The 23,659-nt window shown below is 37.7% G+C and carries 17 protein-coding genes and 2 pseudogenes; 8 read left to right on the forward strand and 11 right to left on the reverse strand.

Annotation, left to right across the window (positions count from 1 at the left end; all coding sequences use genetic code 11):
• Positions 1-53: 53 nt before the first annotated feature.
• A pseudogene (locus ACTJJG_RS13755) lies at positions 54-167 on the forward strand (hypothetical protein); the annotation flags it as partial.
• Between the two features lie 59 nt (positions 168-226).
• Here the strand turns inward: ACTJJG_RS13755 and ACTJJG_RS13760 are convergent.
• From ACTJJG_RS13760 to ACTJJG_RS13790, 7 genes are all read right to left on the reverse strand, one after another.
• On the reverse strand, positions 227-886 hold the full coding sequence (locus ACTJJG_RS13760; protein WP_031945788.1) for an SOS response-associated peptidase family protein: 660 nt from the start codon (positions 884-886) through the stop codon (positions 227-229).
• A gap of 107 nt (positions 887-993) precedes the next feature.
• Positions 994-2,727 (reverse strand): ABC transporter ATP-binding protein, encoded by a 1,734-nt coding sequence (locus ACTJJG_RS13765; protein ID WP_440608966.1) that lies wholly within the window; start codon positions 2,725-2,727, stop codon positions 994-996.
• A gap of 12 nt (positions 2,728-2,739) precedes the next feature.
• Positions 2,740-3,882: an ABC transporter permease gene (locus ACTJJG_RS13770; protein ID WP_032057000.1), complete on the reverse strand. Its 1,143-nt coding sequence runs from the start codon at positions 3,880-3,882 to the stop codon at positions 2,740-2,742.
• 7 nt (positions 3,883-3,889) lie between these two features.
• Entirely contained in the window at positions 3,890-4,828 is a 939-nt protein-coding gene (locus ACTJJG_RS13775) for an ABC transporter permease (RefSeq protein ID WP_000881922.1), read from the reverse strand.
• 12 nt (positions 4,829-4,840) lie between these two features.
• The gene (locus ACTJJG_RS13780; RefSeq protein WP_080776876.1) at positions 4,841-6,874 is read right to left on the reverse strand and encodes a M3 family metallopeptidase; all 2,034 of its coding nucleotides are present in this window, start codon (positions 6,872-6,874) and stop codon (positions 4,841-4,843) included.
• Positions 6,875-8,698, reverse strand: coding sequence for an ABC transporter substrate-binding protein (locus ACTJJG_RS13785; RefSeq protein WP_440608969.1), 1,824 nt, complete (start codon positions 8,696-8,698; stop codon positions 6,875-6,877).
• 15 nt (positions 8,699-8,713) lie between these two features.
• A complete protein-coding gene (locus ACTJJG_RS13790) occupies positions 8,714-10,504 on the reverse strand; it encodes an ABC transporter substrate-binding protein (RefSeq protein WP_372552522.1) in 1,791 nt (596 codons plus the stop codon).
• Positions 10,505-10,635: 131 nt separating this feature from the next.
• Here ACTJJG_RS13790 and ACTJJG_RS13795 point away from each other — a divergent pair.
• The 6 genes and pseudogenes from ACTJJG_RS13795 (at position 10,636) to ACTJJG_RS13820 (ending at position 16,592) form a co-directional block, all read left to right on the forward strand.
• A pseudogene (locus tag ACTJJG_RS13795) lies at positions 10,636-10,757 on the forward strand (hypothetical protein).
• 520 nt (positions 10,758-11,277) lie between these two features.
• A complete protein-coding gene (locus ACTJJG_RS13800) occupies positions 11,278-13,977 on the forward strand; it encodes a TonB-dependent receptor (protein ID WP_032057007.1) in 2,700 nt (899 codons plus the stop codon).
• Between the two features lie 108 nt (positions 13,978-14,085).
• A complete protein-coding gene (locus ACTJJG_RS13805) occupies positions 14,086-14,799 on the forward strand; it encodes an energy transducer TonB (RefSeq protein ID WP_005069504.1) in 714 nt (237 codons plus the stop codon).
• 43 nt (positions 14,800-14,842) lie between these two features.
• Complete coding sequence (locus tag ACTJJG_RS13810; RefSeq protein ID WP_005069505.1) at positions 14,843-15,721, forward strand: MotA/TolQ/ExbB proton channel family protein; 879 nt, start codon at positions 14,843-14,845, stop codon at positions 15,719-15,721.
• A gap of 15 nt (positions 15,722-15,736) precedes the next feature.
• Positions 15,737-16,159 (forward strand): ExbD/TolR family protein, encoded by a 423-nt coding sequence (locus tag ACTJJG_RS13815; RefSeq protein WP_002118000.1) that lies wholly within the window; start codon positions 15,737-15,739, stop codon positions 16,157-16,159.
• A gap of 19 nt (positions 16,160-16,178) precedes the next feature.
• The gene (locus ACTJJG_RS13820) at positions 16,179-16,592 is read left to right on the forward strand and encodes an ExbD/TolR family protein (protein WP_032057008.1); all 414 of its coding nucleotides are present in this window, start codon (positions 16,179-16,181) and stop codon (positions 16,590-16,592) included.
• A 39-nt stretch (positions 16,593-16,631) separates the two neighbouring features.
• Here ACTJJG_RS13820 and ACTJJG_RS13825 read toward each other — a convergent pair whose 3' ends face one another.
• The 4 genes from ACTJJG_RS13825 to ACTJJG_RS13840 all read right to left on the reverse strand — a co-directional run bounded on the left by ACTJJG_RS13825 (position 16,632) and on the right by ACTJJG_RS13840 (position 21,987).
• Entirely contained in the window at positions 16,632-17,111 is a 480-nt protein-coding gene (locus ACTJJG_RS13825; protein ID WP_032057009.1) for a GNAT family N-acetyltransferase, read from the reverse strand.
• Positions 17,112-17,210: 99 nt separating this feature from the next.
• On the reverse strand, positions 17,211-19,376 hold the full coding sequence (locus ACTJJG_RS13830) for a malate synthase G (protein WP_032057011.1): 2,166 nt from the start codon (positions 19,374-19,376) through the stop codon (positions 17,211-17,213).
• A 368-nt stretch (positions 19,377-19,744) separates the two neighbouring features.
• Positions 19,745-20,887 (reverse strand): cell division protein ZapE, encoded by a 1,143-nt coding sequence (gene zapE, locus ACTJJG_RS13835; RefSeq protein ID WP_002117902.1) that lies wholly within the window; start codon positions 20,885-20,887, stop codon positions 19,745-19,747.
• Between the two features lie 77 nt (positions 20,888-20,964).
• Positions 20,965-21,987, reverse strand: a complete 1,023-nt coding sequence (locus ACTJJG_RS13840; RefSeq protein ID WP_032057012.1) for an AraC family transcriptional regulator — start codon at positions 21,985-21,987, stop codon at positions 20,965-20,967.
• Positions 21,988-22,108: 121 nt separating this feature from the next.
• Here ACTJJG_RS13840 and ACTJJG_RS13845 point away from each other — a divergent pair, with 121 nt between their 5' ends.
• Complete coding sequence (locus tag ACTJJG_RS13845; protein ID WP_080776870.1) at positions 22,109-23,656, forward strand: flavin-containing monooxygenase; 1,548 nt, start codon at positions 22,109-22,111, stop codon at positions 23,654-23,656.
• Positions 23,657-23,659 lie beyond the last annotated feature (3 nt).

Here is a 23,659-nt window from a genome sequence, read left to right on the forward strand (position 1 = left end):
TGAGTGTCTATAGTTTACCAAGTTAAAACCTCCTGTTTTCTCAGCACACATCAGGCTTTGTATTTAAACAGGCCTCAGATAATACAACTTTTGTGATTTCACCCATTGAATTGAGCTATTTAGCTGAAGACTCTGAGGTACAAACATTAAGTAAAAATATTGAATAAGTGATATAGGTTATTGATTCAAATTTGAGATCAATAACCTCATCTTAATTTTAGATAGATTAGTCAAACATACTTAACTGTGGTGTAGGTTTTATAATTTTTTCTTTTGGTACATGAGAGCATTCAAACTCTTCAACTGGAAAGCCTTCGATAAAGCTGGAAATATCTGGTGTTTCTAAACTTAACCATTCATCTAGTCGTTCATGTGGAATCACAATAACTGATCGTTTAACATCGCCTGGCTCATGAAAATCTTTCATCATCGGATGGTCTATAGCATCCATCGTCAACATGCTTGCAGAACGAATAATCGTTTCATTTATTTTGCAAATTTCATAGATTGCTGCGATGAAAAAAGCCTGCCCATCTTTACGGCGAACACCCCACCGCTCAGGTTTATCATTTATATACTTACTTTCATAAAATTCGGTCACTGGAATCACACCAAATTTACATTTAAGTGCAGCTTCTTGAAAGCTAGGTTTTTGAAAAATAGTCTCATGGCGGGCATTGTAGGTATGTTTTGCTATATTTGTATCTTCAGCCCATTTAGGAACCAATCCGAACATCACTTCACGCCACTCAAGCCCTTGTGGTGATTTAAATAATAGTGGCATTGTTCCTGCAGGATAAACCTCTTCGGCATAGCTAAAGCCGACCACAGGCAACTGAAGTTGCTGTAATTGGGCAAACGTTAAAGGTTTAAAATTAGCGCACATAACAAGAATAAAATACTCTACATTTATCTCTCTTATTTTATAAGCATTTACCACATAAACCAAATAAAAAGGCACTCGAAAGTGCCCTTAACGACATAACTTTACGCTCATGAAATGTGTTGAATCCCTTGAGGAATCGCCTTTAATAGTCGTTTAGTATAATCATGTTGAGGATGTGCATAGAGTTCATCTGAATTGGCTATTTCAATAACTTCTCCATGATTCATGACCATGACCTGATCAGAGATATATTTCACAACCGATAAGTCATGTGAAATAAAGATATAACTCAGCCCAAACTCATCTTGTAAATCTTGTAATAGGTTAAGTACTTGTGCCTGAACTGAAACATCTAGTGCAGAAACAGATTCATCACAAATCAAAATTTCAGGCTTCAGCGTTAAACAGCGTGCAATGGCAATACGTTGACGTTGTCCACCTGAAAACTCATGCGGATATCGGTAGTAAGCTTGTTCAGGTAAATTGACTCGCTCAAGCAGTCCAAGGGCAATTTGTTTACGCTCTGCATCATCTTTACCGATTTTATGAATTTGCATAGGCTCTAATAAAATCTGCCCAATGGTAAAGCGTGGATTAAGAGACGCATAGGGATTTTGAAAGATGATCTGGATTTTACGTTGATATTTAGCAAACTCTTTTTCAGTTAATGAAAGAATATCTTTACCTTCGATGAAAGCCTGCCCACCAGATGCCTGATGTAAACGCATGAGTAATAGCCCAACAGTCGTTTTACCTGATCCAGACTCTCCGACTAAACCCAAAGTTTTTCCCTTAGCCAGCTTAAAAGAAACTCCTTTTACGGCCTGAAACTCTTCTTTGCCAAATAGGCCTTTACGGCTATAAAAACTTTTTTTCAGGTCTTTTACTTCTAAGATGATTTGCTCATCACCATTTAAACCACGCTTGCGCTCAGGAATTTCTGAAACGTCAAAACTTTGTTCGACCAATACATCATCTTCTTGACGCATAAAATCGCTCGTCACGGGCAATCGATAAGGTCGTTGTGACATTTGCGGGCGGCAATATAACAAAGCTCTCGTATATACATCTTTAGGCTGTTCAAGAACCTGTTCCACAACACCTTGCTCTCTAATCTCGCCATGACGCATTACAATGACTTTATCTGCAATTTCACCAACCAAAGCCAAATCGTGAGTAATAAAAAGCATCGACATTTGACGGCTCTTACGCAATGACTCGAGCAAATCAATAATCTGTTTTTGAATAGTGACATCAAGTGCAGTGGTAGGCTCATCAGCAATCAGCAGTTTAGGTTCACACGCAATCGCCATAGCAATCATGACACGTTGCTGTTGACCACCCGAAAGTTGATTTGGATAAGCATCAATTTTAGTTTCAGGTGAAGGAATACCTACTTCTTTAAGCAACTCTAAAACACGTTGTCGAGCCTGTTTACGGCTCAAACCCATGTGTAAACACAACATTTCTGCAATTTGATTGCCAACCGTAAAAACAGGATTTAATGATGACATCGGCTCCTGAAAAATCATGGCTATGTCCTTACCACAGATTTGTCGCATCTCTTTACGGGATAAGCTCAGTAAATCTTTTCCTTCAAAAACAATCTTACTTTTTTCATCAATTTTACTTTGGCCTACAGGTAGTAAGCCCATAGTTGCCAAAGAAGTAACTGATTTGCCGCTACCCGACTCGCCAACTAAAGCAACAGTGGTATTTGCTGGAATATCAAAGGAGATTCCTTTTACAGTTTCGATATACTTTTTGTCTTCGCCTTTAAAACTTACACGTAAATTTTCAATGTGAAGTAATGGCACACTCTTATTTTCTTGTTCTGACATTAGGGTTTCCTCTTATTTTAGTTTTGGATCTAATGCATCACGAAGAGCATCAGTAAACATTGAGAATGCAGTAACTAAAACAGCCATTGCGACAGAGGCTGCTACAAGCTGCCACCATTTGCCTAAAAGAAGTTCACTTTGTGCCTCATTTAGCATGCTCCCCCAAGACACTACGCCTACCGGTACACCGAAGCCTAAGAAACTCAAAATGACTTCAGATTTAATAAAAGAAACCACCAAAATTGACATCTGGACTAAAGCAATATGGCTGACATTTGGAAAAATATGAATGAACATACGGCGGAAGTGACCAACACCAATTGCTTTGGCAGCAAGGACGTACTCACGTGCAGTGTGTTTCATATATTCCGCACGTATTAATCGATAAACACCTGTCCAGCCCGTTAAACCCAAAATCAGAACAATAGATAGAATGCCTTTTTGTTGAAGTACTGCAGCAATCGCGAGAACTAATAACAAATATGGAATTGAGGTAAAAATGTTATAAAACCAGTTGAGAATATCATCAACCCAACCACCGAAATATCCAGAAATTGCGCCTAAAAGTGTACCAATTCCTACTGCAAGTAAAGCCGATATCACCCCAACAATAATTGAAGTTTCAGCACCTTTAATAGTTTTCTTTAAAACGTCCTGTCCCCATTTATCAGCTCCAAACACAAGGGTACTTTTCAGTTCTGCTTGCTGATCTAGTAGATGTCCGCCCAGTTGCTGATCGATCGCTTTCATATCATCAGCTAATGGGTCAACTACACCATAATAATCAATTGCACTTCCAGAGCTCTTTTCTTGTTTAATTTCAGCCTTAAGCTTGTTAATTACATCTTTTAAAGGATCAACTGGATTTTCTGGTAATTCTTCCTCAATTGCTGCTGTATTTTGTCCAGCTTCTGTTGTCTTGTCTGCCCCTATAAATGTGGGTGGCGCATAACTCACAGCAACTTCTTTATTCCAGTCAGATGCAATCACGCCCGTCATTGATAGAACCAAGATAATAAAATAAAGCAATACAATCACTAATGATGACATCGCGATCTTGTCGGCCCGAAGACGTCGCATGGCAAGTTTCCACATGCCAGATGAATGAGCTTCGGCTTTTGTTTGTTGTTTTCTTTTTGATAAAACGCTCAGCATAGCCCACCTACTTCAACTGTACACGTGGATCAACCACTTTGTAGACCAAATCGGCAATCAGGTTAAAAATCATGGTTGCAGCTGCGATGTAAACTGTAATTGCTTTAATGACAGGAAAATCACTTCGCTCAACTGCAATAATCACCTCTCGACCAATCCCTGGAATACCAAAAAAACGTTCAATTAAAAATGCGCCTATGAGCAATGCAGGTAAAGTTGACATCACGTCGGTAATAATCGGAATTGAAGCATTACGCAGTACATGTACACCTAAGATTCGGCTTTCACCCACACCTTTAGCGCGTGCTGTTCGAACATAGTCCTGATTAATTTCATCAAGCACGAAACTACGATATAACCGTAAAGTCGGGGCAATACTCACCACCAACATGATTAGAATTGGTAGTAAGGCAAACTTAAATAAATTATCAGTAAAGGTGTCGCTCCAGCCTTGCACAGGAAACCAACTTAGCTGATACGCCAGAACATATTGAAAAACGATAATGTAAACTAAGATGCTGATCGACATGCCAATAGTGCATAGCATCATGACCATGCGGTCAGTTAGAGATCCACGTACCGCAGCAACAGCCAATGCCAAAATAATTGAAATAACCGTCTGTAAAATAGTCAGTGGAATTAGAAGCGTGAGTGAGGGTCCTAATCGGGTTAAAATAATTTGAGAAACAGGTTCGCCAGTACTCCAACTCGCACCATAATCAAAAGTCAGTATTTGTTTAATGAAAATCCAGAGCTGAACGTAATAAGGCTGATCGACACCTAACTGCTTACGAATGTTTTCGATCTGCTCAGGATTAGACATCTTGCCCGCTAAAATATAAGCAGGATCGCCACCTACCCAGTTAAAAAGAATAAAAATAAGTAAGACTACCCCCAACATAGTTGGAATCATCTGCCATAAACGCCGAATAACATATGCCAGCATAGTGATAATTCCTTATTTAACCCGTTGTCCGGTAATTTCGTTAAAGAATGCTTTATTGTCAGGATCACGACCGAGGAAATCTTTAACTAATTCAGCTGCTGGTTTTTGGCTACCTTGCGATAAGATCGTTTGACGGTAACGTTGCCCTACTTGCGGGTTATTAAGGTTGTCCCCATAAGCAGAAAGCATGTCTAAAGCTAAAACCTCAGACCACATATAGCCGTAATAACCAGCTTGATAACCGCCCATCAAATGCCCAAACTGCCCAGGAAACTCTGTTGTTGGTACATAACCCAAAGCTGTAGCAGCTTCCATTTTTTGCCAATTTTCTAAAGGTTTCACTTTTAAAGCATCAGCAGTATGCAATGACATATCGTACTGTGCATAAAGGGTCTGACGGGCATAACGCAAGCCACGACCATAATTATGTACAGCTTTTAAACGGGCAATTAACTCATCGTCAACACGTGGGCAGGCTGGATCACAATAATCAGCCACTTTAGATAAAGTCTCTTTACGGCGTGCCCACTCTTCATACATTTGAGATGGTGCTTCTACAAAATCACGCTCTACGGATGTTCCAGACTGACTGGTATAGCGGGTATTTGACAAAATGCCGTGTAGAGCATGACCAAACTCATGGACAAACGTTTCAAGCTCATCGCTATTTAGCCCTTTACGATTAAAGTTCGTAACTAGGGCTGAAACTGGTAAGCGGTTTGTTAATGTACTACCACCATATACTCCCCAAACAGCGGCATGGCCATACTTCCCTTCACGAGGGAATTTATCCATATATAAGCCACCAAGGAGTTTTCCTGTCTTCTTATCAACTACATCGTAATATTCAACTTCGTCCTGCCATGCTTTAACTTTGACAGGTTTAAAATCAATACCATAAAGGTCAGATGAAATGGCAAACAACCATTTTTGAGCAGCTAAGGTTGGAAAATAATCACGAAGTTTTTCCTGATCAATCTGATATTTACTCTTACGAAGTTTTTCACTCCAATAAGCTTCACTCCAACGCGTTATCTCGGTTTTTTCTAATGGCGTTTTTAAAGTTTGTGCTTTAAATGCTCGGAGTTCTTCTACTTCTTTGCGTTCTAGTGGTGCTACTGTTTTTTGTACTTCTGCCAAAAATTGATTTACAGCCTCAGGCGTTTTAGCCATACGGTCTTTTAAAACCCAATCTGCATAACTTGCTTTTCCAAATAACTGAGCAAGCTCATAACGCAAATCAATTGCCTGTTTAAGTAGTTTTAAATTTTGTTCAGTACCCCGTCGCGTAAAGGCAATTTGATATCTTTTTCGGGCATCATCATTATCTGCCAACTCCATAAAAGGACGATATTCCGGATATTCAAAACCTAATAAATAGTTGCCTTTAGCATTTTTCTTTAATGCTGAAATATAACTTTGAGGTAAGCCTTTCATCTCTTCAGGAGTAAACTCAAGTTTCTCTGGATTATCACGGACGTTACGGGCATATTCTTGTTCGAGTTTGGTCAACTCATCCAGAATAGCTTTCATTCGTGCACGTTTTACTGGCTCAAGTTGAACGCCTGTGTCTTCAAATTGATCTAAGATATCTTGACGATATTTTTGGTCTATCGGATCAGTAGCTTTTGTATTCTTAATGACGTTATATAATTTTGAATTTTGAAATATATCAGTATGAAACTGATTAATTTTGATTTCACAGTCTTCTGCTGCCTTACGTAACTTTGCATCTGGGTCTACGTTACTATATAGACTTATAGGACCTGAGAAATCTTCAAAATGCGCAAAAATTTTATCCCATTTTGCCAATATAGGTGCCGCTGCTGCATTATCTTTAACAGGTGTTTTTTCAAAATTTGAAATCTCTTTCTGAATCTTTTTTAAATTCGCATCACACCATGCTGGAAGTTGTTGTGCTTTAAGTAATGGCAAAATAGGACGTGTTGTCTCTGCCGTTGCAAACTGACTTACACCTATGGTCAACATACATAAGGTTGTCATTTTCAGTGCATTATTTTTCATTGTATCTCCAATTTTTTTCATTTAATGATTAGATTTAGTATTTGTATCAATATCGAAATACATCCACTCTGCATGTAAAATTGGATGCTTCTTATATCCAATGATTTTTGGTTGAGCCAGCATATTCCGGTAGCGTGCATATGAGATTTGAACAGGCATATAAACTTCTAACAACCGTGTCATTTTTCGATAAAGTGCATCTCTCTCAGGACCTGCTTGCATTTGTTGCGTTTGGCGATACAACTGATCAAACTCTGGTATAGAACCACAAGACCAGTTCGTCATATGTGTATTAGGTCCATAAAAATTCTGCATAAAATTATCCCCATCTGGATAATCGGCTATCCATGCAGAAGACCCGAACATCCCGTCACATTGTTTTTGCGCACGAATAAGATCTGCAAAGAGCATGGGTTTAAAGACCATACGGATATTCAAACTATCAAAATTTTTTTTCCACAGCTCAGCGCTTTGCTGGCCAATACTGTCACTACGAGCCATATATTCAATGACAAGTGGTTTTCCGTCTGGTTGCGTACGCCAACCTGAGGCATCTTTTTTATAGTGATATCGATCTAATAGTAAATTTGCTGCTTTCACAGAATAGGGCATACTGGTTCTGTATTGAGGGTCATTACCCACTACACCTGGTGGAATTGGAAAATGTAGACGCTGTGCATCATCATTTCTTACTAGTTTAATTTCTTGATCTATTGAACGAGACATCGCAATCGCACGGCGTAAAGCAATTTTCTCTTTACTCATTCCCCCAACAACTGGATTTTTAAGATTCCAATAAATATAACTAATTTCGGGGTCAACAATGCGAGATAACTGCACACCTTCTTTAGCAAGTTCAGGTCTTAATTTACCGTCTTTAACCGCTTTTGCGACCAGTTGGCCTTCAAGCTGAAATATATCAACCTCACCACGCTGAAATGCTAGCCACCGCGATTGGTTTTCTTCCATCACCTGAATATCAATTGTGCCGATTTGGGGCATTTTTTTACCTTTAAGTCGCTTCACAATTGCCTGATCTTCAGGGCTGCTGGCATTAAAGTTCCAAGTAAAGCCCCGATAATCAGGATTCGCTTTTAAAACAATACGCGATGCTGGTATCCACTTGCTCAGCACATAAGGACCTGTACCTACAGGATGGCCCATAACATAACCGGCTTTGTCTTTATACTTTTCGATGACTTCACGTGCCACTGCACCTGTCGGGTCATGGGCCAGTAATAAAGGAAAGTTATAGTCTGGCTTAACTAAACGAATCACCAAAGTGTATTTATCAGGTGTTTGTAAACCACTTACCTTTTGGTCATAGTTAAATTTTCCGGATTTATTAGCTGCTTTGACTAACGCATCCATACCTTCAATTTTGTTTTCTAATAACCAGCTATTTGGAGAGCGCAGATTCGGGTCCAATAAACGCTTAAAAGAGTACGCATAATCATTGGCTGTTAATTCTCTAGGTTTGCCTTTAAAAACAGGGTCTGGCGTAAAATAAATTCCCTTTTTAATGTGAATGGTATAGGTCAGACCATCGGCACTGACTTCTGGCATAGCAGTTGCTATTTGCGGAATAAGCTTTGCCGGCCTTGCTAAATAATCATAGGTATATAAAGTTTCAAATATCGATGTGGTTACATGCGCCGAATATAAATCATGGATATAAGCTGGGTCGAAACCTGTCTCAGCTGTTGGAAATACATAACGTAAAACTTTATTCGGATCGGCTGGGCTTTTCGCAAAAATACTTGTAGATCCCGTTAAGGCCATACTAGCGAATAGCAAGCTGATACTACAATGCTTGAGCTTTTGTTTTAAATTTTCAGTCATGATGATCTTTATCTAAATTTATTTTTTAATAGGGGTAATATCAAGATATTGCCAGTTTGTATTCATCATAGGATGGGGTTTAAAACCCTGAACTTGTGGGCGTATCAACCAATTACGAATTCGAGTTACATGAACAATCCATGGGTTATCAGCTTCAATCTGGCGATTAAGCTTTTCATAATATGGTAGACGTTGTTGCGGTGGTAAATGAATGGCCTGAGTGTAAAGAGCATCATATGTTTTAGACTGATAACAAGCATGGTTTCCCTGTCCAGCATTTGGTCCATAAAGCAACTGTGCAAAATTATCTCCTTCAGGATAGTCAGCAATCCATGCCCCGCTCCATATCATATATTTACATTGAGTTGCGGCTTTTAAGTTATCTGCAAAATTACTCACTTTAAAGTCAGCTCGAATGCCAATCGCATCCAGATTCTTTTTCCAAAGTTCTGAGTGAATAACTGAGGCCGAGCTATTTTCTGTATTGATTTTTAAAATTAAAGGTTTCCCGTTTGGCTGGGTTCTATAACCATCAGCACCTTTTTTATAACCATAATAATCAAGTAATTTATTTGCTAACAACGGGTTGTACGCTACGCTACTTTTATATTTCGGGTTATAGCCATTCACGCCTTCAGGTATAAACATTTCAGCGCGAACAGCTTGCCCTTTATAAGCCTGTTTTATACTTTCTTTTTGATTATATGCCAACGTAATTGCTCTACGAAGAGCGATCTTTTCTGGGCTAAAACCACCAATCACCGGATCACGCATGTTCATGATGGTATAGGTCATTTCTGGTTCCTTATATGGGAAGTGTTTAATTCCTCTCTTCTTAAAAGAAGCTTTAAGCTGATTTCCATCTAAAGCTTGAGGAACAGCATCTGCTGTAAGTTTGTCAAAATCTAATTGACCCGACTGAAAAGCTAACCATCTTGACTGTTGTTCTTCAATAATACTGACCACCACCTTTCCAATTTGTGGCATTTTCTTTCCAGACATTTCCTTAACAAGCTGGTTATCCCAAAGTGTTCCTGTCGACTTAAAGTTCCAGACAAAACCACGATAATCAGGATTAGCAATCAACTCGACCTTACTTCTTGGTACATATTTACTTAACATGTAAGGGCCTGTACCTACCGGATGCATACCAATACGGTCACCGTAATAATCAACAACCTCTTTAGCAACTCCGCCAAATGCAATATAGGCAAGAATATAAGGGAAATTATAGTCTTGGCGAGTTAAGGTAAATTGTAAAGTATATCGATCAAGTGCTTTGACTCCTGCAATTGGAGCAGCATAATCAAATTTTCCAGTTTTCTTTGCTTGGGCTACAACCGCATCGGCACCTAGTAACTTACCATCAATGAATGAAACAGACGGTGCTCTATTTTTAGGATCTAGAATACGTTTAATTGTATAGACGTAGTCTTCGGCTACTAGCTCACGGCGTTTACCTTTAAAAGCGGGATCATTAGTAAAATAGATACCTGGCTTAATTTTAAAAGTATACACTTTACCGTCTTGTTCCACTTTGGGCAGGCTCTCTACTGTATAGGGAGCTAACTGTAATGGGCGTGCCAGATAGTCATATTTAAGTAAAGGCTCAAAAATTGCCTCAGCAATATTAGCGCTATAGAAATTGGTGGTTTTGACCATATCAAAGCCATCATCTGGGGCTTCATAGGCAACATGCAAAATTTTGTTTGGTTGCGCTGGCGTAATTGCGTAAGCACAAGGAACTGATGTAATAGCCAGATTTAAAATGGCGAGCTTAAAAAATTTTAATTTCAAGTTCATACCCACGTAATTAGTTTTTTAAAAGATATTATCCTTTTGAGTAACATCTAAATCTGCATAAGAAAAGTTCTTTTTCAACAGATAAGCCTATTTAGGTTTAATTCTTTACTTTTCTATGAGCATTTTTATTTGAACAAATGGAAAAACAAAGTCAAAAACCCAATCTTTTGTAACTACTGAAAATAAAGCGAATTTCATGCCATTTATTAATATTCATCACAAAATAATTAATAATATTAGAAATTCATATTTTTATTAGGTACTTAAAATGGTTTGAACTATATAGATAAAAGTAACTTTTTGCCAAATATTATATTTGCATATGTTAATCATCTAATACCTTAAATGCACAAATAAAATACATTAAAAATTAATTATGTTCCACATTAGATCAAGCTCCCCCCACACATAACTACCATTCAATATATTGATTTATAATAAAAATACAACTCAAAGACATAGCAATAAATATTATAACATTACATATAAAAAGGTTCTAAAACGATACATTTTTATTTATTAAGCATGTGAAGAGTCCAGCAATGTATATTTTTTATACAAAAAAATTTGAAACTTTTGGCCAGCGATCAAAAATTTTCCAAACGGAAAATTTATTTTTGTTTAATAACAGATGAATCTTCGTACTGAATCATAATAAAATCAATATATATCAATATTTTGCATAAACTAAAAAAAGAAAAATATATAGTTGGCACTTGCTTTGCTTAAAAACTTTCCAGCAATATCGCTAACGACAACAAAAAGGGATCAAATCCACGATGAAAAAAAAATACAATGTTCGATCTCAGGCAACCCCCAAGATCAGCAAAACAATTCTTAAATTAAGCACCCTTAGTTTAAGTATGATGTGTCTTACCCTGGCACAGGCAGCAGAAACTGAACAATCAAGTAGTGATGAAAAACCAACAAAAGTCGTAAAAGTTGCCGTTACAGGTTCTTCAATCAAAGGAGTTGCAGCACAAAGTGCTTCACCTATTACCATTATTAAAGGCGAAGATCTCGCAAATGCTGGCGTTACTACAGTTGAAGAGGCATTAACCCGTGTAAGTTCAAATCAGGCAGGTTTTTCAACTGACCAGAATGTGGGTGCCAGTAATACCGATGGTTCTACCGCTAACCTTCGGGGTTTAGGTAGCGATAAAACACTCGTTTTACTTAATGGACGACGCCTCGCAGCGAACCCTTTTGGTACTTCCACCGTAAACCTAAATATTATTCCTTTAGCAATGATTGATCGTATTGAAGTTTTACGTGATGGTGCCTCAGCAGTTTATGGTGCCGATGCTGTTGCAGGGGTTATTAATTTCATTACAAAAAAAACATATCAAGGTGTGGGTATTAGCGCAGGCTTGTTACAACCAGAACACAAAGGTGGTGACAAACAAGATATTTCTATCTTTGGTGGCTATGGCGACTTAGATGAAGATGGTTTTAATATTTTCGGTGTTGTAGATTATCGTCGTACTAACGGCATTATGGCAAAAGACCGAAAAATTTCTGAACGTGGCGGAGTATTACCAGAACTCGGTCTTGATGGACGCTCTGCTAATGCGTTTACCTCAAATTTTTATGATCCTATATCTGGAGTTTCTGGAAATCCCTATGCTCAAAATGGTCAATGTTTGGGCCCCACAGAGTCAGCAGAAGAGGGATTCTGTTATGCAAATACTCAAGCTTTGATAGGTATCAAACCTGACGTAGAAAACGTTTCTGTTTTAGGACGTGGTACATTCAAAGTTAATGATAATTTAAATGCTATTGGTGAATATATTTATTCACGTAGTGAAGTTATCACTTCTGTTGCTCCAGATCCTTTTAGCCGTAGCAATCTTTCAACTCGCGTCACCCTTCCAAGTGATAGTCCATATTATCCAGGCAATGGTATTGTTCCTAGCGTTAATGGGTTAAGTGGTGCCCCCCTAGAACTCTATTTACGCTCACATGCTGGGAACCGTATAGCTAAATCAATTAATGAATCATATCGGCTTTTTGCTGGTCTGGAAGGTGACGTATGGGGATGGGATTTAAACACAGGTATTACCTATGCAAAAAGTGAAGCCTCAGATAATTTCGTTACTGGTCAATTAAATAAGACTAAATTACAAGATGCCTTAAATAACGGAACATTAAACCCATTTGGTGAAAGTAGTGATCCTAATATCTGGAACAGTTTATCAGTTAAAGGAAAATATAATGAAGCAACTTTAGAATCCACTACTGCTGACTTCAGTATTAGCCGTCCTATTTTTACTTTACCTGCTGGTGAGGTTGGTTTTGCTTTAGGAGGCAGCTTTACTAATCAAGATTGGAAACAACATATTAATGCAGATTTAGTCCGTCAAGCTCCTAGTAGTGGTACAGACCCTAGTAAACCTGATAATTCTGGCGACCGAGACATTACCTCTGCATTTGCAGAATTACAAATACCTATAACCAAAACGATCGAAGCACAACTTGCAGCTCGTTACGATGACTATAGTGACTTTGGCGATACTTTTAACCCTAAATTCGCGATCCGTTGGGAGCCATTAAAACAACTCATGTTCCGTACCTCATATAGCACAGGTTTCCGTGCACCAAGCCTATATGAGATTAATGCGGCTCAAAGCAAAACTTATACTGGTGCAAAATATAATGACCCACTTTACTGCCCAGGCGGTGAGGTCGTAGAAGGGAAAAATAAAAATGACTTTTGTAATACTCAATTTATGAAATTACAGGGAGGCTCAAAAGATTTACAACCTGAAGAATCAAAATCATTTACTGCTGGCTTTGTTTTCGAGCCAATTAAAAACCTTGTACTAACGGTTGACTATTTCAATATTAAAATTGACGACCTGATTGCTCAGGTGGGAGAAGCCACAATCTTTGGAGAACCTGAAAAATACTCTGCTCTTTTTGTAAGAAATGCTGATGGTACTATCGACTATATAAAAACCAACTTATTCAACTCTGGTGGTATGAAAACAGAAGGTTTTGATATTAGTCTGAATTATTTAACTCCAATGACATCCACTGGCCGTTTTGGCTTTGGAATTGATGGGACTTATGTATCCAAACTAGATTATCGCGACTCAAAAAGTGAGCCATGGACAGGACAGGTTGGCCTATATGAAGACCCTGCTGTTGTCCGATGGAAACACACAGCTAATATTAACTGGGCATATGAAAATTGGAGACTAGTTTTTGAACAACAGTTTGTACGTGGTTACGATGATCAAAATCAGATAGGTGAAGAACAATATGATCATCACAAAGTTAGTGATTATACCCTCTACAATATTTCTGGTACCTATAAAGGCTTTAAAAATCTTGAGCTAACAGCGGGTATTAAAAATATTTTCGATGAAGACCCATCTGCTTCAAACGTTTTAGATAATTTCCAATACGGATATGACCCTCGGTATGGTGACCCAACAGGACGTACATACTATTTACGTGGTACATACAAGTTCTAATTGGTTATTTTGCAAACACGACTTCAGACATCGTGTTTGCAGACCGAATACTCACCCTTAGTCAAACATTAATTTAAGAATTGTTTGTCTCAAGTTTCAGGAGTAACTATGGGCATGACTTTTACAGACATAGAAAATAAATCTGCCAAACGCCTAATTGGTATTGCTGCAGTTATTTTTCTGCATCTTCTTGTTGCCTATATTCTGATGTCAGGTTTAGCAAACAATATTCAAAAACCAGCAGAAAAACCTGTGGAATTACAAATTATTCAGGATATTAAGCCGCCTCCTCCACCAAAGCCGGAAGAGCCGAAACCAAAGGAAAAACCGCCTGAGCCACCAAAAATGGTAGAAAAAGTTGCCAAGGTTCCTGAGCCGCCTAAACAAGTAGAGAAAGTAGCAACACCGGTACAAAAAACGACACCAGTGGCTCAACCGACTAAAGCGGCTACCCCAGCTCCTGCGGCACCTAGTACCCCATCTCCAAGCCCTGTTGCCGCACCTGCTCCAGTGGCTGCTGCGCCGGCACCAAAACCAGCTGGTGTAAGTCGTGGTGTTTCAGAGGGTTCTGCTGGCTGTGAAAAACCAGAATATCCACGAGAAGCACTTATGAATGAAGAACAAGGGACAGTGCGAATACGTGTTTTGGTTGATACATCCGGCAAAGTTATTGATGCCAAAGTAAAAAAATCGAGTGGCAGCAAAATTTTAGATAAAGCGGCAACTAAAGCTTACAGCTTATGTACGTTCAAACCAGCAATGAAAGATGGTGTACCTCAGCAAGATTGGTATGAAATTGAATATCCATTTGTAATTGAATAAACAATTGAATTAGCAAGAAATTAAAAAATATTGGAGATATACGATGAAAAAATCAACTCAACCGTTAGTTCGTTTCGCTTCTGCAAGTCTAATCGCAGCTTGCTCGTTACTTCCATTAAGCTCAGTTTTCGCAGAAGAAACAAGCAATACTCCTGTGGCCACAGCAACTACTGAAACTACATCAAGTACAAATACTCCAACTCCACCACCGAAACCCGCAACGAGTGAAACTGTTAAAAACCCTTATGGCCTAGAAGCCCTTTGGCGCGAAGGTGATTTAGTTGCTAAGTCTACCTTATTTATATTAGTACTCATGTCGATTGGAACTTGGTACATCATCATCTCTAAACTATTGCAGCAAGGTAAAGTCAAACGCCAAGGCAAAGAAGCTGAAAAACATTTCTGGGAAGCGACTTCCCTTGATAATGCTGCAGAAGGTTTAGAACAAAGTAGCGCTTATCGCTTTATTGCAGAAAAAGGCATTAATTCAACTAAATCACATGGCGGTTCTTTACTTGAACGAATCGATTTTAATACATGGGTGAGCATTTCAATTCAACGCGCAATTGAGAAAATACAAAATCATTTAGGCGGTGGTTTAGCCTTTTTAGCAACAGTAGGTTCTACTGCACCATTTGTTGGTCTTTTTGGTACTGTATGGGGAATTTATCACGCATTAACAGCCATTGGTATCTCAGGTCAAGCATCTATCGATAAAGTTGCAGGCCCCGTTGGTGAAGCTCTGATTATGACAGCGATTGGTCTTGCAGTCGCAGTACCTGCTGTACTTGGTTATAACTGGCTTACACGCCGTAATAAAGCAGTTATGGAAAATGTCCGTTCATTTGGTTCAGATTTACACGCGGTTTTATTAAGTGGAGAAATTAATACCAATAATTCAGTTAATCGCAGTATTAAATAATCAGGAGCAAACATTATGGGTATGAGTGTTGGTTCTGAAGATGATGACGAAATGATTGGCACAATTAACACGACACCTCTGGTTGATGTCATGTTGGTTTTACTTATTATTTTTCTTATTACTATTCCGGTAGTCACACATACGGTTCCAGTGAAACTACCAGAAGAAAAAAATACTCCATATGCAACCACTCCTGAAAATATTCAACTCTCAGTAAATAAGAAAGGCGATATTTTCTGGAACGAAAGTTATGTGCCTAGTAAAGAGATATTACTGGCAAAACTTCAAGCAGTTGCACAAAAAAGACCTCAGCCAGAAGTTCATATTCGGGGTGATCAGCTTACCCATTTTGAAGCGATAGATCAGGTCATTAGTACGACCAAAGAAGCTGGTATTGGCAAAATTGCTTTTGTTACTACCCCTCCAGCCTCCCCGTAATTAACTTAAGGAGAATTTTATGGGTATGAATGTCGGTTCAAATAATGATGACGATGTGATGTTAGAAGTCAACATGACACCTCTTATTGATGTCATGTTGGTACTCATTATTATGTTTATTATTACCATACCTACACCAAACAACGCGATTAATATTAATTTGCCAAATGGCACACCGCCACCAACAAATGAAAAGCCACCTGAAGTCATTGATGTAAGAATTGATGCGGTAGGCAAAGTATTTTGGAATAACCAAGAGGTTTCTGACCGAAAGGCGCTAGAGACTTTATTTCAAGGTGTTGTTGCTAAAAAAGATCAAGACCAGATCAAACTCAAACCAGACCAGATGGCTGAATATAAGAATGTAGCGATGGTCATGGCTACAGCACAGCGTTTAGGTGTCACTAAAATTGGAATTGTGAGCAGTAACTAATATTGCTTTTCAATATATTTAACTCTATTAACTCCTGCGCTAACTTGAATCTTCAGTTAGCGTTTTTTTTTGAAGCGAAATATTCAACTCTAAAATAATATCTCCACACTCATCATATTCTCCAGTTTCTATAAAACCCATTTTTTTATAAAGTTTTCCAGCAATGTTATTAGAAGATTTATACATCGTTCGAATTCGTTTAGCTCCTTTTGCAGCTATTTCATCAATTGCCATTTGCAATGCCTTGGTACCATAACCTTTGGCTTGATGGTCTTTGCCAATCATAAAACGAAACAACCAAAATAATGTCTCATCAGGTGGGTCAACTTCGACACAGTACATTAAGAATCCAATGACTCTATCATTTGAACAAATCACTCGTGGACAGTAATGTTCTTCCACTTTAGACTCAGCAATAGAATATACATTTGGTGCAACATAGTCCTTTTGATATTCATCCAACGACAACTTTGCACATAGAATCCAATTCTCACGATTAAGATTTTTTAAGTTAATCAATCTCAAAACCTTTTAGCTATAAATTCCCTTCCTATAAGCACAAAATATACCGAAAATAAAAAAAGCCTCCGAAGAGGCTTTTCTCAAAACAGGATGAAATTAATCACCTGTATAACCTTTTAACTTCAAACGAGCAGCATGAAGTAACGGCTCAGTGTAACCAGAAGGCTGTTCACAACCTTTGAAGATAAGATCAGAAGCTGCTTGGAAAGCAATATTTGTTTCAAAGTTAGCTGCCATTGGTTTATACAATGGGTCATTTGCATTTTGCTCATCAACAATTTTTGCCATACGTTTAAGCACTTCTTCAACTTGTTCACGAGTTACAATACCGTGACGTAACCAGTTAGCAACGTGTTGAGAAGAAATACGTAATGTTGCACGGTCTTCCATTAAGCCCACGTTGTTAATATCAGGAACTTTCGAACAACCTACACCTAAGTCAACCCAACGAACAACATAACCTAAGATACCTTGGCAGTTATTTTCAAGTTCATTGTTAATCTCTTCCGCTGACCAATTTGTATCAGGTGCAAATGGTGGTGTTAACAGATCATCTAATGACAACATTTCTTCAGCTTTTAACTGATCTTGACGTGCTTTTACATTTACTTGATGGTAATGCATCGCGTGAAGAACAGCACCAGTTGGAGATGGAACCCAAGCACATGAAGCACCCGCATTTGGATGTGCAGCTTTAGTTGCTAACATATCTTTCATGCTATCTGGTTTTGGCCACATGCCTTTACCAATCTGTGCTTTACCTTGTAAACCACATTTCAAACCAATTGCAACGTTACGGTTTTCGTAAGCAGCAATCCATTTTTGTGTTTTAACAGCTTCTTTACGAACAACTGGCGCAGCTTCCATAGAAGTATGGATTTCGTCACCCGTACGGTCCATAAAGCCAGTATTAATAAAGATTGTACGGTCTTTAGCAGCAGCAATACAGTTTTTCAAGTTTACAGATGTACGGCGCTCTTCATCCATAATACCGATTTTTAACGATTTAGGAGGTAATCCAATCGCCTGTTCAGCACGTTCAAATAACTCTACAGCAAACGCAACCTCTTCAGGACCATGCATTTTTGGCTTAACAATATACATAGAACCTTTACGAGAGTTTTTATTTTCGTTTGTACTACGGATATCAGCAATTGATAACAATGGAGTTACCAATGCATCCATAATACCTTCGAAAATTTCTTCACCATCTACCAAAATAGCTGGGTTAGTCATTAAGTGACCTACGTTACGAAGTAACATAAGTGAACGACCATGAAGTTTTGTTGTACCACCAATTAAGTTTTTAATTTCGCGGTCTTTATTTAGATCACGAACAATAGTTTTACCATTCTTTTCAATAGATTCTTGAAGTGTACCCTTCATTAAACCTAACCAATTACGGTAACCTTCAACTTTTTCTTCTGCATCAACAGCCGCAACAGAGTCTTCCAAATCTTGAATTGTGGTTACTGCCGCTTCAAATGTTAAATCTTTAACACCCGCTGGATCAGTTTGTCCAATTGGGCTATTTGCATCAATTTCGATAATGACATGAAGACCATTACTTAAAAGTACAACTTCTGAAGGATTTGCTTCTTCACCATTGAAACCAACAAACTGAGCTTCATGAGCTAAACCTGTTTTTGAACCATCTTTCAAAGTTACAACAAGTTTATTTTGCTCAATTGCATAGTTTTTTGCATCTGCATGTGAACCTTGAGCAAGCGGGAAAACTTCATTTAAGAAATTCTTAGCGAACTCAATAACTTTTGCACCACGAACAGGATTATATCCTTTACCTTTTTCAGCTCCACCTTCTTCAGAAATTACATCGAAGCCGTAAAGTGCATCATATAAAGAACCCCAACGGGCATTTGCTGCATTTAAGCAATAACGTGCATTACGTACAGGTACAACTAACTGTGGTCCTGCCAACAAAGCAATTTCTTCGTCTACGTTTTCAGTAGTAATTTGAAAATCTTCAACTTCTGGCAATAAATAACCAATTTCAGTTAAGAACGCTTTATAAGCACCTAATTCAAATTTGTTGTTACGGTGCCATTCATCAATTTTTGCTTGTAATTCATCACGCTTAGCCAATAATGCTTTATTTTTTGGGCTAAGATCGACAACAACTTGCTCAAAGTTCTTCCAGTAAGTTTCACTATCTAAACCAGAACCTGGTAAAGCTTCATTTTCGATAAAATCGTAAAGTTCTTTAGCAATCGCTAACTTGCCTTTTTGAATACGTGCAGTCATTGTCTTTCCTGAAGTTGCTACTTTTTATACCAAGAGAATCCTAGTATACCGATTTAAATTAAGCTGAATACTAATATCACATTCCTAAATAGTAAGCATTTTCCCTTGCAAAACTATTGACAAAGATAAAATTTTCTATATAGGAAATATTAAAATTCTAACTAAGATTCCCATCAATTTATTCAATATTTAAAGATACTGAAACTAGACTTTTTGTTAACAGACAAAAAGTTTCACTATCTTGTTTTTCTAAAGCGTATTTAGTTATATCAAACTTTGCTGCGTGAAAAAGCACTATTTAATTAAATTTATCTATTTTTTGTTATAAAAAAGCGCTCAATCTAGAGCGCTTTTCATATCTACTTTACTTAAGAGGTTTTTGTAGCATCAATATGTCGGTGTTCAGAATGTAAATATTCATCAGACTGCATTTCTAGCAAACGTGAACGCGTACGTTCAATTTCAAATGCTAACTTTTCACCTTGATATATATCAATAATACTATCTTGAGACGTTAAAAGTAATTTCACACCTCGATCGTAAAACTCATCTACTAGATAAATAAAGCGACGAGTACCTTCTGACAAGAAATCTGTCAAATGAGGAACATTACTCACTAGAACCGTATTATAAATATTCGCAATTTCAATAAAATCTGCTGGGCTACGTGGTTTAAAGCAGAGTTCAGAAAACTCACACCACAACACATCTTCTGTATGTCCCAAAGTCTCGACAACACGATTATTAATCACAATCGGCTCTTGAGAATGAGCTTGTGTATGAGTTAAAGCACTAAAACGTTCAGCCATCCAGCTTTGAGCTTCATTCGTTAATGGCGATTTAAATAATTGAGCTTGTTTTAGTACACGCAAACGATAGTCCACACCTGCATCTACATTTAAAACAGCACAGTTCTTTTTAACCATTTCAATGGTTGGCAAGAAACGATCACGGTGAATACCGTTTTTATATAAGCCATCTGGTGCAATGTTTGATGTTGCGATTAATGTCACACCACGAACAAACAATTTTTGGAATAAATCGCTTAAGATCATTGCATCTGTTACGTTTGATACAAAGAACTCATCGAAACAGATAACGACAGCATCTTTATAGATTTGGTCAGCTACGATTTCAAGTGGATTACGTTGGCCTGAAAGCTTATTTAGCTCTTTATGAACATGTTGCATGAAATGATGAAAATGCATACGCGTTTTACGGCGAAATGGCACAGATTCATAAAATTGATCCATAAGCCAAGTTTTTCCACGGCCTACTCCGCCCCACATATATACACCTTTAGGTGAAGTTTGACGACGGAAACGACGGAAAGCTTTTTTTGAGGCTTTATAACGGTTTAAAAGTTCTTTCCATACGCGATCTAATTCTTGCACTGCCTGTGCTTGCGCTTCATCTGCCATAAATTGACCTGAAGCTAAAGCCTCAGCATAGCGTTCTGCTGGGGAAGAAGGTGTGAATGCAGTACTATGAGAAGATTTTAAATTTAACATATCGTTTTATTTCAATTTTAACTGATGAGAGTATAGCGAACATTTTGTTCAACCACATTAGCTTTTAGCATCAAGAGTTACGACGATGACTCTTTTGCATATTGCCGAGGACTCTGTCCAAACCATCGTTTAAATGCATGATTAAATGCCGCCGGTTCAGAATAGCCGAGTAATTCAGCAACAACTTCTATTGAGTATTCCCTATATTCCATAAGCTTCAATGCCTTATTCTTGATAATTTGTTCACGAATTTGCTTATAACTCGTATTTAGCTGTTGCAGTTGATGCCTTAATGTCCTTTCAGGCATTTTCAATGCAAAAGCTGTTTCCGCCATGCTCGGGATAATTCCTTGTTGCAGTTCAAGATAATCTTGCACACATTGTATGATATGTGGAGTTTGATGATCTTGTTGATTTAATCTTGTTATTTCTGCAATACATTTTGATTCATAAATACGATGTGTAATGATATCGGCAGAAGGAATCTTGATTTCAAGTACATCCTTACTTAGGCTAAATGCCGCATATTTACCATTAAAATGCACATCTTCGCCATAATATGCAAAATAGTTTGACAAAGTATCTATATCAGTAGGTTTTTCAAATGGAAGTTCTATACGCATCGTAGGCATTTGTAATCCCATCATCGTATAAATATCTTGAATAAATTTATAAGTTCCAGAGATTTCACATTGTGCCCGTAACTGGCCAATTTCCGTTTTTAAATCAACAGGCAAATAATTTAAAATCGTCCGCTCATCAGTTTCGTATAAAGCTAAGCTACCAAATAAATGCGTAAGCTTTTGATATTTTATACCCTTATTTAAAGCAGTTTGAATATCATTACTTGTGACAAGCAGCATAAGCAATGGGCCGTAACCCGCTAAAGCGTAATGCTGTCCAATAAATAAACCCTTTTCAGGCTCTACATTTTTACTAATTATTTGTTGAATGTCCCATTCAAGACGATCATGAATTGTGGAACTCGGGTCTAAAGCATCGACTTTAATACCTATATCGGCCAAACGTGAGTCGACATCAATGCCAGCATTGCGCATTCCTTGAATTAAATAGATTAAACCAAGTATCGACCGTTTCATTCTTCTATCAATTTCCCTAGACTGAAATGTTTTACTATAAAGAAGCAAGAAAATTAATTGCCGAATCTATCAATTTTCACGTCGATACAATCATGTTTAAACTGATTAAAAAACGTTAGTCTTGCGTGCAATCCTCTTTTCAGCTTATGCAGAGTTTCCAATGCTAAACGCAAAGCAAGATGCTATTCAAAAAACTAAAATCGCTATTATTGGTGCTGGCTTTGGTGGCCTAGCAATGGCAATCCGTTTACTCCAAAATCAACAGCAAGACTTTGTTATTTTAGAAAAATCAAACGATGTCGGTGGAACTTGGCGAGAAAATCGTTATCCAGGTGCAGCATGTGATGTTCAATCTCATATGTATTCATTGTCTTTTGCACCAAAAACAGATTGGACAAAACGCTATGCTGAGGGACCAGAGATCTTTAATTATATTCAAGACATTACACAAAAATATAAAATTAAAGATTACTGTAAATTTAACCATGACGTAACTCATGTCCAATATGATGAAACACGTCATGTGTGGACTCTAGATTTTAAGAACCAACTTTCTATAGAAGCTCAATTTGTAGTTTTTGCATCTGGTCCCCTACACATCCCACAAATTCCTCCTATCAAAGGGATTGAAAAATTTAAAGGAAAAGTATTTCATTCCTCAAAATGGGAACATGACTATGACTTAAACGGAAAGTCAGTCGCATCTATTGGTACAGGTGGTAGCGCAATTCAATATATTCCTGAAATAGCCAAAGATGTTAAACAGCTCTATGTATTTCAAAGAACAGCTGCATGGGTAATACCACGTGATGAGCGCAAATATTCAAGCTTAAGTAAAGCATTATTCAAATCTTCTAATATTTATCGCCAGATTCATCGTAGTCGTCTTTACTGGAGTAATGAATCTCGCGTTGTACCCATTGTTCAACCTCAAATCATGAAGTATGGCCAAAAATTGGCAGAAGCATTCATCCGTTTTCAAGTTAAAGATAAAGAGTTAGCAAAAAAACTCACACCTGACTTCGTTATGGGATGTAAACGTATTCTTATCTCAAATAAATACTTTCCTACCTTTAACCGAAAAAATGTTGAGCTAGTAACAGATAGCATTCAAGAGATCAAAGAAAACACTATTGTTACTAAAGATGGTCAAGAACGATCTATTGATTGTTTAATTTACGGTACAGGTTTTATTACTGACCCACGCATTTATTTAAAACATTTCACATGTATCGGACGTAATCAAATCGAGTTAAAACAAGCATGGAAAGATGGTGCTGAAAGCTATTACGGTATTATGACTAAAAACTTTCCCAATCTATTCCAACTGGTAGGCCCTAATACAGTTCTAGGTCATAATTCGATTATTTTTATGATTGAATCTCAAGTAAATTACATTTTACAGCTTATTCAGTTAGTAGAAGAATCTGGTCAAAAAGCAATTGAGATCAAGCCTGAAATTCAAGACGCTTTTAACGAACGTGTCCAAAAGCAGCTGCAAGGAACCGTATGGCAAGCTGGTGGGTGTAGTAGTTGGTATCAATCTGCCGATGGTAGAAACTTTTCACTATGGCCAACTTACACATGGAGGTATTGGTTAGAAACACGTAAAGTTAAGCCCAAAGACTACTTACTTTTAAATAAAAGCTCACAAAGCTATGCAGCTTAAAAT

The organism is Acinetobacter sp. 22512, assembly GCF_052044755.1.
In the GTDB taxonomy this organism is placed as follows: domain Bacteria; phylum Pseudomonadota; class Gammaproteobacteria; order Pseudomonadales; family Moraxellaceae; genus Acinetobacter; species Acinetobacter pittii.

Excerpts from the sequence above, each read along its gene's own strand:
- ACTJJG_RS13760 (WP_031945788.1), bottom strand. The coding sequence starts at position 886 with ATGTGCGCTAATTTTAAACCTTTAACGTTTGCCCAATTACAGCAACTT.
- ACTJJG_RS13765 (WP_440608966.1), bottom strand. The coding sequence starts at position 2,727 with ATGTCAGAACAAGAAAATAAGAGTGTGCCATTACTTCACATTGAAAAT.
- ACTJJG_RS13770 (WP_032057000.1), bottom strand. The coding sequence starts at position 3,882 with ATGCTGAGCGTTTTATCAAAAAGAAAACAACAAACAAAAGCCGAAGCT.
- ACTJJG_RS13775 (WP_000881922.1), bottom strand. The coding sequence starts at position 4,828 with ATGCTGGCATATGTTATTCGGCGTTTATGGCAGATGATTCCAACTATG.
- ACTJJG_RS13780 (WP_080776876.1), bottom strand. The coding sequence starts at position 6,874 with ATGAAAAAAATTGGAGATACAATGAAAAATAATGCACTGAAAATGACA.
- ACTJJG_RS13800 (WP_032057007.1), top strand. The coding sequence starts at position 11,278 with ATGAAAAAAAAATACAATGTTCGATCTCAGGCAACCCCCAAGATCAGC.
- ACTJJG_RS13805 (WP_005069504.1), top strand. The coding sequence starts at position 14,086 with ATGGGCATGACTTTTACAGACATAGAAAATAAATCTGCCAAACGCCTA.
- ACTJJG_RS13810 (WP_005069505.1), top strand. The coding sequence starts at position 14,843 with ATGAAAAAATCAACTCAACCGTTAGTTCGTTTCGCTTCTGCAAGTCTA.
- ACTJJG_RS13815 (WP_002118000.1), top strand. The coding sequence starts at position 15,737 with ATGGGTATGAGTGTTGGTTCTGAAGATGATGACGAAATGATTGGCACA.
- ACTJJG_RS13820 (WP_032057008.1), top strand. The coding sequence starts at position 16,179 with ATGGGTATGAATGTCGGTTCAAATAATGATGACGATGTGATGTTAGAA.
- ACTJJG_RS13830 (WP_032057011.1), bottom strand. The coding sequence starts at position 19,376 with ATGACTGCACGTATTCAAAAAGGCAAGTTAGCGATTGCTAAAGAACTT.
- zapE (WP_002117902.1), bottom strand. The coding sequence starts at position 20,887 with ATGTTAAATTTAAAATCTTCTCATAGTACTGCATTCACACCTTCTTCC.
- ACTJJG_RS13840 (WP_032057012.1), bottom strand. The coding sequence starts at position 21,987 with ATGAAACGGTCGATACTTGGTTTAATCTATTTAATTCAAGGAATGCGC.